Here is a 12,601-nt window from a genome sequence, read left to right on the forward strand (position 1 = left end):
TTTCCTGCGGTTAACGTTTTATGCAGGCTACCATAAATTCGTTGCCCGGCGAACCGGGCAACGCGTCAATACGCAACGCGCACCCAGCGCTGTTGCTGATGGCTTTTCACTATCGCATCAATGATATACATGACGTTCGCGCCGTCATGGAACGTCGCAAACAGCGGCTGTGCCGGCATCTCCCCCTGCATCACGGCGCGGTAAAACTGCGCCATCATATTTTTAAAGGCATCAGGCCAGCCTTCGATATGTCCGCCAGGAAAATGGGCGCTTTCGGCCACGTCACGGTTCATCAGGTTTGGATCGTCGGAGAGGGTCTGGTTTGCCTGCGCGCGATGGCCGATCCAGAGTTGCTGCGGCACCTCCTGATCCCACGCCACGGACCGTTCGCTGCCGTTAATTTCAAACGTCAGCCGATTTTTGCGCCCGGCGCTGACCTGCGAGACGTTAAAACTGCCTTTGCTGCCATCGTCGAAGCGCACCAGCACCGAGCCAAAATCTTCGGTGGTGACCGGTTTGTCTTCATCGTTCGCGCTGCGATCATCCGTGAAGGTCCGGTTTCCTGCCGCATTGGCCTTGCGCGTTGGCCAGACGATGGCGAGGTCGGCCATCACGTCGGTGATCCGCCGCCCGGTCACAAACTGCACCGTGTCGCACCAGTGGGAGCCAATATCCGCCACCGCGCGCGACGCCCCGCCCATCGCGGCATCCACCCGCCAGTTGTAGTCGGTTTCCAGCAGCATCCAGTCCTGCAGATAGCTGCCATGCGTGGCAAACAGCCGACCGAGACTGCCCTCGCGCCTCATGCTGGCCGCCTGGCGCACCATCGCAAACTGGCGATAGACAAAGCTGACGCCGTGTACCACGCCCGCCTGCTCAGCCAGTGCCACCAGATCGCGGGCCTCCTCCGGGGTCATACACAGCGGCTTTTCGGAAAAAACATGCTTACCCGCCCGCAAAATCTGACGGTTCATCTCTGCGTGCAGATGGTTTGGCGTGCAGTTATGCACCACGTGCAGATCCGGATGGGCGAGCAGCGCCTCAACGTTCCCGTAAGCATGGGGCACATTCAGCTGGCGCGCCTTTTCCTGCGCTTGTGAAAGCGAGCTGTCGCACAGGGCGACCACCTGCACACTGCCGAGGCGCCGCAGCGCCTCAATGTGCGCCGGGCCGATAAAGCCGCTGCCGACGATCCCGACGTTAATCATGGCTGCCTCCCGCGGCGAAATCGTCAAACGCGCGCCCGGATACCGGAATGATATGACGACGGATAAATTCGCTGCCTTCGCGGGCACCGGTATCGCCATCCTTAAGACAGCACTCCCACTCCAGCACTGCCCAGCCCTCGTAGTCGTACTGGGTCAGTTTGCTGAAAATACCGGTGAAGTCGATCTGCCCGTCGCCCGGCGACCGGAAGCGACCCGCGCGATGAAGCCACGGCTGGTAGCCACCGTATACGCCGCTGCGCCCGTTAGGACGAAACTCTGCATCTTTGACGTGAAACGCTTTAATGCGCGCATGGTAAAGATCGATAAACGTCAGGTAGTCCATCTGCTGAAGCAGCATATGGCTGGGATCGTAGAGAATATTGCAGCGCGGGTGGTTGTCCACCAGCGCCAGAAAACGCTCAAACGTCACGCCGTCATGCAGGTCTTCCCCCGGATGCAGCTCATAACAGACATCGACGCCGTGCTCATCAAAGGTGTCCAGAATGGGCCGCCAGCGGGTTGCCAGCGTCTGGAAAGCGTCCTGAAAACGCTGCGCGTTGTGCGGCGGCCACGGATAGAAAAATGGCCACGCCAGCGATCCAGAAAAAGTGGCGTGCGCTGTCAGGCCTAATTTTTCGGAGGCCGCCGCCGCCTGATTCAATTTGCTGGTCGCCCACGCCCGACGGGCCGCGTCGTTACCCCGCACGTCTGCCGGCGCGAAATGGTCAAACGCGTCGCCGTAGACCGGGTTCACCGCAATAAGCTGCCCTTCCAGATGGGTCGACAGCTCGCTGATCGCCAGTCCGTGCTCCGCCAGCGTGCCGGTAATGTCGTCACAGTAAGCCTGGCTCTCAGCCGCTTTCTCCACGTCAAAAATGTGCGGATGATTGCAGGGGATCTGCACGGCTTTGTAGCCCTTACCTGCTGCCCAGCCTGCCAGCCCATCCAGCGAGTTAAACGGCGCTTCTGCGCTGATAAACTGCGACAGGAAAATACCGGGTCCCTTAATCGTTCTCATACCACCTCCTGAACGTTACGCCTTGTCATCGTCATATTTGAACGTGAGAAGGAAAATCAGCGCAATCACCGCTGCCGCCACCGCCGGGATCCACCAGAAGGTGACCCACGCCTGCGGCACGGCCTGTCCCGCCACCAGACGGTTATACAGCGCGCCAGAAATCTGCGAACCAAGCAGCATGCCGATGCCGTAGGTGAACATCACGATCATGCTCTGCGCCTGGCCTTTCACCTTTTCGCCCGCCACGCGGTCGGTATAGATAAAGCCCACCACAAAGAAGAAGTCATAGCACACACCGTGCAACAGGATGCCGAGATAGAGCAGGAAACGTCCCTCCTCACTCACCCCCATGGCAAACATCGCGTAACGGACAAACCACGCCAGCATGCCGACCAGCAGCATGACTTTCACGCCCAGACGACGGAAAAGCAGCGGGATCACCAGCATGAAGACAATCTCTGACATCTGGCCGAACGACATCGCGGTGCTGACATCAGCAATCCCGGCATCCGCCAGGTATGAGGCGGTGTAAGCGTAGTAGGTGCCAAGCGGCACGGAAATCAGCATTGCGCAGACGGAAAAGACCAGGAAGTGGCGGGTTTTCAGCAGGGCAAACGCATCAGCGCAGAACAGATCGCGAATCTGGACCGGCAGCCCTTTTGCCGGGGCGGGCGTGTGCGGCAGCGTCAGACTGTAGAGCGCCAGCAGCACGGAGCTCGCCGCCGCAACCTGGAAGATCGTGACGCTGGAGGCCACGCCGGTAACGCCGATAAAGATCCCCGCGACAATCCAGCCGATAGTGCCGAACACGCGCACCACCGGGAAGGTTTTATCGACATTTGCCAGGCTGTGAAACGCGATGTTGTTCGTTAAACGCCAGCGTCGGCATATAACAAAGCGTGTAGCCAAACAGCAGGCCAATCAGCAGCGCACCATTTTCAGCGATCAGCGCCCCCGGAACGAACCACAGGATAGCCGCGCCCGCCAGGTGCATTACCGCCATCACCTTCTGCGAGGCGAAGAAGCGATCCACCAGCATCCCGAGCACGAACGGCGACAAAATAGAGGCGATGGGCCCGGCGGAGAACGCATCGCCAATCAGCAACGACATGTTGTGCTGGGTCATCACCAGACCCAGCGTGACCGACCAGCTACCCCAGATAAAAAACTGCAGAAACATCATCAGTGACAGACGCGGAACCAGCAGCCGGTGCTGCGCTATCACCTTTCCACTACTTTCAGTTGTTGACACCATAATGAGCCTCACCCTATAAAAGTAATCGATTACAAATACCCTCAAATGAAAAGTAATCGATTACAAAATAAAGATCCTGTGGATCAGGAGAGATTTGGGAGAGGGGTCACGATAAAGAGGTTAATCGCGTTGGGATGAGAAACCGGATAGCTCGCCCTCTCCCACCGGGAGAGGACGGCATGCATTATTGCTTGCGGGAAAGTTTAAATGCCGCAAACAGGAAGATGACCCACACCGGGAGCAACATCGCGGAAAGCCGCATGTCGTCCATGGTGCACATCAGCACAAGGATCAACCCGAGGAAAGCGATGCAGAGATAGTTTCCTGCCGGATAAAGCAGCGCTTTAAACTGCGTCTCACGTCCCTTGCGACGCATCGCGGCACGAAAACGCAGGTGCGCCAGGCAGATCATGATCCAGTTCAGCAGCAGGGTGGCAACCACCAGCGCCATCAGCAGCCCAAACGCCTCTTTTGGCAGCAGATAGTTGATCACCACCACCAAAGAGGTGATCGCACCGGACAACAGCAGAGAATTCACCGGCACGCCGCGACGGCTGACGCGGGTTAAGAACTTCGGCGCATTCCCCTGCACGGAGAGGCCAAACAGCATTCGACTGTTGGAGTAGACGCCGCTGTTATAGACCGAAAGTGACGCCACCAGAATAACGAAGTTCAACGCTGAGGCCACCACATTGCTGTTGAGATCGTGGAAAATCATCACAAACGGACTGCTGTTTGATTTCACCTCAACCCAGGGATAGAGCGCGAGCAATACCACCAGCGAACCAATGTAGAACAGCAGAATACGGTACACCACCTGGTTGACCGCTTTCGGAATGCTTTTATGCGGGTCGCGCGCTTCAGCGGCAGTGATACCAATCAGCTCCAGCCCGCCGAAAGAGAACATGATCACCGCCAGCGAAAGGATAAGCCCCTTCCAGCCGGTCGCCAGGAACCCCCCGTGCTGCCACAGGTTGTCGATCGTGGCACGCTCACCGCCGTGACCCGAGAACAGCAACCACAGGCCAAAACCGATCATGCCGATAATCGCCAGCACCTTGATGAGCGCAAACCAGAACTCGGTTTCACCGTACAAACGGACGTTCACAAGGTTGATGGCATTAATGATGATGAAGAAGGCCGCCGCCCAAATCCAGGTGGGCACATCCGGGAGCCAGTACTGCATGTAGATGCCAGCGGCGGTCAGCTCTGCCATCCCCACCAGCACAAACATCACCCAGTAGTTCCAGCCGGAGAGGAACCCCGCAAACGGGCCCCAGTATTTATACGCAAAGTGCGCGAACGAGCCTGACACTGGCTCTTCGACGACCATCTCGCCAAGCTGGCGCATGATCAGGAAGGCGATAATCCCGGCGAGGGCATAACCCAGCAATACCGCCGGCCCCGCCATCTGAATGGCCGGGCCGATGCCGAGAAACAGCCCGGTACCGATAGCCCCACCGAGGGCAATTAACTGTATATGTCGATTTTGCAAACCACGTTGCAGCGTCGGATTCTGTTCCGACGAAGCTTCAGCACTACCGGTGCCTGAAGCGGATGACGCGTCTTTCACGCCCTACCCCTGTCTCTTTTTTAGAAGGGGCACGTTTTAACACTTCAGGCTGGTGGTAGCAAGGGAATGGGGCATCCCTGCCCCGGATAACGAGCGGCGTTCTCAGAATGCGTAGCCCACCGAGACTTTAAAGGTACGCGGTTCGCCCTGGGTGATGTAGGTACCTGAATCATCCACGCTGGACCAGTAGTTTTCATTAGTCACGTTGTCGATACCCGCACGCACCGTCATCTGATTTTGATTGTGGTTAACGGCGAAGCGATAACGCATACCCAGATCCAGCGTGGTGTAGCTGTCCAGCTTTTTGGTGTTCGCCAGGTCCGCGTATTGCGTGCCGGAGTGGTTCACGCGCGCGGTAGCGGTCAGGCCATCAATCGGTTTGATGTCATACTCTGCGCCCAGAACGGCATAGAAATTCGGAACGCCAATCGCATCATTGCCCTGGTTGAGGCCGTTGTTGGTTTTGGTCAGCTCCGCCTGCAGCCAGGTAGCGCTGGCGTTCAGACGGACGCCCAGCAGGGGCTCACCGAACACATTCAGCTCCACGCCGCGGTTACGCTGCTCGGCATCAAGACCATAATGACCGTTGCTGTTGAGGATCGCCGACGGCATTTTGATCTCAAACAGCGCCAGGGAGCCGCCCACGCGACCAAAATCCGCCTTCACGCCCACTTCGTTCTGCTTAGAGTGAACGATGCCGGTGCTCTGCCCGTAGTTGGTGGCGGTGTTGGGGGCTGTTTGACCCGGCTGCAGCGCTTCGGTGTGGTTGGCATACAGGGAGATCGCCTCCCACGGCTTGTAAACCACGCCGTAGGTAGGCATCCAGCGGCTGCCGTCGAAGCCGTCTGCTTTATTTTCCTGCCCGGTAATTTTGTTGTATCCGCGAATGACCACCTTCTGATGACGCGCCCCGGCGGTAAACAACAGTTTGTCGTCCAGCACGCCCAGCGTATCACTCAACAGCCAGCCCTGCGTCCGGGTTCGCCCGCTGGTGAGCGGATCGCTGTATTTTCCGCCTAAGCCGTTGAAACTGGAACTGTCCGGCATATCCACACCGGTATTGTGATAGATATTGGTGGTTGGGTTATCCGCCGCCGACGACATTTTCCAGCCGATTTTTTCGTTTTTGGTCATCGCGGAGTAACCGACGTTGACTTTATGCGTTACGAAGCCGGTAGCAAAGTTACCGCGAATACCCGCCATCCCGCTGACGGAATCGCTGATGCGGTTGGTATCAAGACGGCTGACCGTCGCCTTACCACTTTTATCCAGCAGCTTCGGCGCGCTGTAAATCCCTTCTTCGTGAGCGTGCTGTGCGCCGAGGCCGGTATAGGCCGTCCAGTTATCGGTAATGTCGTACTCGCTGCGCCACATCCCGAATTCATTTTCGATGTTGCTGTAGGCCCATTTCTGCGAGAAGTTGCGATCGTTTTTCGGCGGTTCAGGTACGAAATCCACGGCGGAGATATTGACGCTGGCCGGGCTGCCATGGAAGGTTTTCTTCTGATACCCCACATCCAGAGAGGTGCGGAAATTGTCGCCTTTGTAGTCGAGGCCGGTGGAGAGCAGCGTAGTGCGGCGGCGATCGTTGGGCACCCCGCTTTCCCCTTCGCGATGGACGAGGTTCACGCGCGCGCCAAACTGGTCGTTGTCGCCATAGCGACGGCCCGCATCCAGCGTAGTGCCAAACTGGGAATCGGAGGTGTAATCGACGCCCACTTTTGCCTGCGGCGTTTCATCCGCGTGTTTCGGCTCAAGGTTAATCATTCCCCCCACGCCTGAACTTGCCGCGCCGTTCATCAGGGCGTTTGCCCCTTTAAAAATCTCAATTCGGTCGACCATCTGCGCATCCACCACCTGACGCGGCAGAACGCCGGACAGGCCGCCGAAGGTCATGTCATCCCCGTCAAACTTCAGGCCACGGATACGGAAGGTTTCGGCGCTGTTGCCGTAACCCTGAACGTACTGCACCCCCGCGTCGTTAGCGACCACATCAGCAATGGTTTTCGCCTGCTGATCTTCTACCAGCTTCGAGGTGTAGCTGATGATATTAAACGGCACGTCCATGGCGTTCTGCTGCCCCAGCATCCCCATGCGTCCACCGTTCGCCACCTGCCCGTCAAGGAACGCCGGCACAAGCTGGTCGCCGCCGGGTTTAAAATCGCTGGCAGGCGCAGACTCGACAATCAGGGTGTCTTCTTTCTTTTCATCCGCCGCCAGGGCGGAGTGCGTGACCGCGCCAATGGCGAGAGCCAGCAGCGTTTTATGCCTTTTCGTGTTGTTCATAATTAACTCATTAAACGTGCGCGCAAAAAGGGCCCGTTGTCGGGCCTTAGAATGTAATCAAGTGCAATGCAAATGAGAACTATACGCATTACATGATTGTTGGCAAGCGTAAACGCACGTCACTGCGTGAGAAAATCGGTTAACAGGCGCGGGAAAGCAGGAGGACGTATGGACGGGATAGCGTGGCATAACCGCCCCGTTTCCGGGACGGTCTTTCAGGCACGGCGGGAGAACGATAAAACGCGGGCGGTTCCCGCAACATCAATACGCACAGCCGTACCCGGATTCCAGCCAGGCTGGCTTACAGTCTTCAGAACAACAGGCTCCTGATGCCCGGCAAACGCCAGGGTGAGCGTGGACAAATGACCGGTAAAATCGACATCAATTATCGACACCGGGCTTTCATGCGGCGCGCACGCCGTCACGCGCAGTTGTTCAGGGCGCATCATGACCCGGCCCTGCCCGGTGGCATGCGTATTGTTGGTGGGTATCTCACCCAGCGCGCACACCGCATGGCCGGCGGTAAGCTGAGCGGGCAGGATCACTGCGTCGCCCAGAAACAGCGCGGTCTCTTCATCAACGGGCTGAGTGTAGACGTCATACGGGGTACCCACCTGGGTGAAGCGCCCGGAACGCATTACCGCCACCTGGGTGGCAAAAGATAACGCTTCGTTTTGATCGTGCGTCACCAGAATCGAGGCAACGCCCGCTTCCGCCAGCAGGTCAGCGGTCGCTTTGCGGGTCATGGCGCGAAGACCGGTATCGAGCGCCGAGAACGGCTCATCCAGCAGCATCAATGAAGGACGCTGAGCCAGCGCGCGGGCGAGCGCCACACGCTGCTGCTGTCCGCCAGAAATCTCATGCGGCCAGTGGGGCGCGAGCTGCCTGTCCAGCGACACCATCTCCATCAGCGCCTCTACGCGCTGGCGCTTTTCGTGGCGCGTACCGTCCAGCCCCCAGGCAATGTTGTCTGCAACGCTGAGATGCGGGAATAACGCGCCCTCCTGGGGTACAAAGCCGATGCCGCGCAGATGGGCGGGAACGAAGCTGTTTTCGTCAAACAGCGTTCGGCCCTGCATCACTATCCGCCCGGCGTCCGGCGTTTCAAAGCCGGCAAGAATGCGCAGCAGCGTCGTTTTCCCTGACCCGGACGGCCCGACTATCGCCGTCCGGCTCCCCGGCGCAACGCTCAGGTTTAAGCTGTCGAGCACCTGCACACCGGAAAAGGATTTAGAAATGGACGTCAATTCAAGCATGTCATAGTCCTGCAATTTTTTTCGACTGCACGTAGAGGATGGCGGTCAGCGGGAGTGAAATCAGGATCATCAGCATCGCGTACGGTGCGGCGGCAACATAATCGATCTCACTGGTCAGCGCCCAGAAACCGGTGGAAAGCGTGCGTGTTCCCAGCGGGGAGAGCAGCAGCGTGGCGGTCAGTTCGTTGCTGACGCCGAGGAAAACAAGCGCAGCCCCCGCGGCGGCACCCGGCGCGGCCAGCCGCATGGTGACGCTCCACAGCGCCTTCGCAGGCGTGCTGCCAAGGCTACGCGCCACGTTTTCCAGCTCTACCGGCGCCTGTGCAATCCCGGCCCGCAGGTTGATGAGCGCGCGGGGCATAAACATCAGCAGATAGGCGAGGAACAATGTAATTTCCGTCTGATAAATGGGGCGGGCGTAATGAATCGTCACCGTTACCAGCGCGAGAGCGGTCACAATCCCCGGCAGCGAGCTGGTGATGTAGATACACCCTTCCAGCATCCGGAAGACGCGGTGCGGATAACGGATACCGAGCCACGCAATGGGGATCACGCAGGCCGTGGTCAGCAGTGCGCCACCCACGCCGAGCATGAGCGTCTGGCGCAGGGAGTGCCAGAGGTCCGCGCTCATCCAGTTCTCAATACCGCCCAGCCAGACCCAGCGACACAGCACAATTAACGGTACGCCCAGCGCCAGCACGATCAGCGTGAGGAAAAACAGCTGGCCCAGCGTGGCCGCGACCGGCTTCAGCGGCCAGCGTTTCTGTTCACGTGCGGCCCCGCCGCCGATGCGCGCATAGCGTGCTTTTCCGCGCGTCACCCCTTCCAGCATTAAGATGGCCAGACAGCATAAGGCCAGCACGCCCGCCAGCATATTGGCTGCCGGGCCGCTGAAGGTAGACTGAAACTGGTCATAAATCGCGGTGGTGAACGTATCAAAGCGGATCATCACGTACAGGCCGTATTCCGCCAGCAGGTGCAGCGCGACCAGCAGCGCCCCGCCGCAGATAGCAAGCTTGAGCTGCGGCAACACCACGCGGAAAAAGACCCGCCACGGCGGCGTGCCGAGCGACGCGGCCACATCTTCAAGGGTCGGGTCGAGGCGGCGCAGTACCGCGGCAACCGGCATGTAGATAAACGGGTAGTAGGCTAAAACAGAGAGGAATACTCCCGCGGAAAGACCGTGCAGGGAGGGGACGACGCTCACCCAGGCATAGCTTTGTACAAACGCGGGGATTGCCAGCGGGGCGACCGCCAGCGCAGACCATATTCCCCGCCCGGCCAGTCGGGTACGCTCCGTGAGCCAGGCTATCGCCACGCCGGTCACAATACAAAGCGGAACCGCTAAGGCCGTCAGCCACAGCGTGTTGCTGAGCAGCTCAGCAACACGCGGGCGGAACACCAGTGTCTTAATGGTCTCCCAGCCCGTCTCAATGCCAATGGCAATGATAAAACCCAGAGGCAGAAGCGCCATTAATGAAAATAAGACAGCTAACGCAACCATCGGCAGCGCAGGTCGCCTGCGGGCAGGCTCCTGCATCCTGTTTTTTCCGATGTCGAGACTCAGACCAGACATAAGGCGTTCACTTAACTCTCAGGATCACAGCAGGCCGGCTTGCGTCATCAGCTCGATAACTTTTTTGCTGTTAAGCGTTGAAGGTTCCACTTTCGGCGCATCCAGATCTTTCAGCGGAACCAGTTTCGGGTTAGAGGCCGCGTTCACGCCAACCGCATATTCAAACGCGTTATTGGTGCGCAGGCTCTCCTGACCTTCTTTGCCGGTGATCCACTTGATGAATGCCTGAGCCTGTTCTTTGTGTTTGCTGGACGCCAGTACGCCACCGCCGGAAAGGCTGACAAAGGCACCCGGATCCTGATGTTTGAAGTAGTAGAGTTGGGTGTTTTTGCTGTTTTCACCCGTTTTGGACTGATCGACAAAACGGTAGTAGTGATAAATCACACCGCCATCAATCTGGCCGGCGTTAACGGCTTTCATCACGGTGCTGTTACCTTTGTAGGCCACAAAATTGGTTTTCATCGCCTTCAGCCACTCAAGGGTGGCCTGCTCGCCTTTCAGGGCCAGCATCGCACTTACGATCGCCTGGAAATCCGCGCCTGACGGCGATGCCGCCCAGCGGCCTTTCCACTCAGGTTTCGCCAGATCCATCAGCGATGTTGGCAATTGCTGTTCGCTCAATTTTTCCGGGTTATAGACAAACACCGTGCTACGCGCAGCAATCCCGATCCAGCGGCCGTGCGCAGGACGAAATTCCGCAGGCACCTGCTTCAGGGTCTCTGCATCCAGTGGCGCGAACAGTTTGGCATTATCCACCAGAACCATTGAAGGCGAGTTTTCCGTCAGAAACACGTCTGCAGGTGATGCCGTGCCTTCCTGAACCAGCTGATTACCCAGCTCGCTGTCATCGCCATTACGCAGCGTCACCTTAATACCCGTTTCTTTGGTAAAACCGTCTACCCACGCCTTCACCAGATTTTCATGCTGCGCGTTATAAACAACGATACCTTCGTTGTTATCAGCGGCAAATGCTTGTGTGGAAAGGAAAAGAGATGAAGACAACAAGGCAAGCGAGAAGCATGACAACAGGCGAGAATTCATGAACATATCCTTTATAGACCAGGGTGATTTACCACGCATAGCGTTGTGGGACAGGATTAAAGCATACAAAAACGCTAATGATAATTAGTATCAATCAAGTTTAGTCGTAAAAGTGTAAAATATTCTTATACAGCGGATAAATATGATAAAAATCCAGATTATAAAAATGGATGAAATAAAGATTAAGAAAACCTTAGGCTGGAAAAATAACAAATATTCATTAGCGTTCTATTTATTTCCAGATTATTTAATCGACAGAATGAGATCGGCATAAACGTGTATTTAGCGTAAAACGGAAGAGTGGAAGCGCAAAAGGGTGAAGGCAGTAAATGGCACGCCCTGTAGGATTCGAACCTACGACCTACGGCTTAGAAGGCCGTTGCTCTATCCAACTGAGCTAAGGGCGCACTGAGAAGAGTGAACTTCGCGGTGGTGAAACGCCTGGAATTATACGGTCAATGACAGGTGAGTCAATGCCTTTTCGGCTTTCAGGGGCAATTACCGCTAGCCGATTGTAAATACGGCTGTTTTTTCAACATTCATCGCTTTTCCGTCGTAGAATTTCGCGCTGCGAAAAGGCTTAGTTGCATTTAAGTAACGCCTGCTGTTTTCCTGAGCGTCAGCTCGTCACACTAGTGTGAGGTATCCCGGCCGCCTGGAGGCTGACAGACAACAGGACCATGGAGTGACAGCGCAAAACCTGACCTATACGCCCCCCCGGTTACAGTACCTTTCTCAGGACATCGTCGGCATCAAACTTGAGCCCATCGTCGCCCTCTCCTCTTTACGCAGGGTCGGCGTGGAGGTCCTTAGCGTCCTGTCTGAAACGCAGCATAGCGAAGCCTTTTTCCGCCATCAGTCTGCAGACTGGTCGATAATGCTGCTTGAAGCACAGCTCACCGCGTTAAAAAATACCCCGCACTGTAATAATTTTTTCATTAATCTGCCGATAACCGTCCTGACAGAGCCGGACGCTTTTCAGCGGCTTAGCCGGATAAAATGTCCGCCGCTGAATATTGAACTTGTCGACCCCAGTGCTTTTTTAACGCTGTCAGCCGCGCAGAGGCAGGCCGTTACCCGGAGCCTGTTGCAGCTCGTAAGACAAGGTCACGGTATCTGGCTGGATGACATTGATGAAACACTCATCCCGCCCTTTTTATCCTGCCAGTTACCGTTAAGCGGCGTAAAAATCGATAAGGATGCATTCTGGCGTTTACGCGCCACGCCCGCGCTACGGCAACTGGTGTCCCGGTGCTTTCAGCTTGCCGGGAAAGTGCTTATTGAAGGTATTGAGACTGAGCAGGATTGTACCTGGGCACTGCAGGCAGGCGCAGAACTCGGCCAGGGCTATTACTGGCCGTCCTGGACATGGCCGGAGGATTAAAAAG

Annotated in this window: 8 protein-coding genes, 1 tRNA gene and 1 pseudogene; 1 reads left to right on the forward strand and 9 read right to left on the reverse strand. The window is 57.0% G+C overall.

Translation table 11 applies throughout. The features are described 5' to 3' along the window. Positions 1–65 precede the first annotated feature (65 nt). From QE396_RS11460 to QE396_RS11500, 9 genes and pseudogenes are all read right to left on the reverse strand, one after another. Positions 66–1,208, reverse strand: coding sequence for a Gfo/Idh/MocA family protein (locus QE396_RS11460; protein ID WP_020885141.1), 1,143 nt, complete (start codon positions 1,206–1,208; stop codon positions 66–68). After that, the gene (locus QE396_RS11465; RefSeq protein WP_020885142.1) at positions 1,201–2,226 is read right to left on the reverse strand and encodes a sugar phosphate isomerase/epimerase; all 1,026 of its coding nucleotides are present in this window, start codon (positions 2,224–2,226) and stop codon (positions 1,201–1,203) included. Before QE396_RS11465 ends, QE396_RS11460 begins: the two co-directional genes overlap by 8 nt. 15 nt (positions 2,227–2,241) lie before the next feature. After that, positions 2,242–3,481, reverse strand: a pseudogene (locus QE396_RS11470) (MFS transporter). Positions 3,482–3,665: 184 nt separating this feature from the next. After that, positions 3,666–5,054 (reverse strand): phenylalanine transporter, encoded by a 1,389-nt coding sequence (gene pheP / locus QE396_RS11475; RefSeq protein ID WP_020885145.1) that lies wholly within the window; start codon positions 5,052–5,054, stop codon positions 3,666–3,668. 102 nt (positions 5,055–5,156) lie between these two features. After that, positions 5,157–7,340: a TonB-dependent siderophore receptor gene (locus QE396_RS11480; protein WP_020885146.1), complete on the reverse strand. Its 2,184-nt coding sequence runs from the start codon at positions 7,338–7,340 to the stop codon at positions 5,157–5,159. 215 nt (positions 7,341–7,555) lie between these two features. Continuing rightward, a complete protein-coding gene (locus QE396_RS11485) occupies positions 7,556–8,596 on the reverse strand; it encodes an ABC transporter ATP-binding protein (RefSeq protein WP_020885147.1) in 1,041 nt (346 codons plus the stop codon). Position 8,597: 1 nt separating this feature from the next. Further along, on the reverse strand, positions 8,598–10,172 hold the full coding sequence (locus QE396_RS11490) for an iron ABC transporter permease (protein WP_014168956.1): 1,575 nt from the start codon (positions 10,170–10,172) through the stop codon (positions 8,598–8,600). Positions 10,173–10,196: 24 nt separating this feature from the next. Further along, positions 10,197–11,213, reverse strand: a complete 1,017-nt coding sequence (locus tag QE396_RS11495) for an iron ABC transporter substrate-binding protein (RefSeq protein WP_020885149.1) — start codon at positions 11,211–11,213, stop codon at positions 10,197–10,199. A gap of 330 nt (positions 11,214–11,543) precedes the next feature. Next, a tRNA-Arg gene (locus QE396_RS11500) sits at positions 11,544–11,620 on the reverse strand. 278 nt (positions 11,621–11,898) lie between these two features. Here QE396_RS11500 and QE396_RS11505 point away from each other — a divergent pair. Further along, entirely contained in the window at positions 11,899–12,597 is a 699-nt protein-coding gene (locus tag QE396_RS11505; RefSeq protein WP_020885151.1) for an EAL domain-containing protein, read from the forward strand. Positions 12,598–12,601 lie beyond the last annotated feature (4 nt).

It is taken from the genome of Enterobacter sp. SORGH_AS_0287 (genome assembly GCF_031453695.1).
Lineage (GTDB): Bacteria > Pseudomonadota > Gammaproteobacteria > Enterobacterales > Enterobacteriaceae > Enterobacter > Enterobacter ludwigii.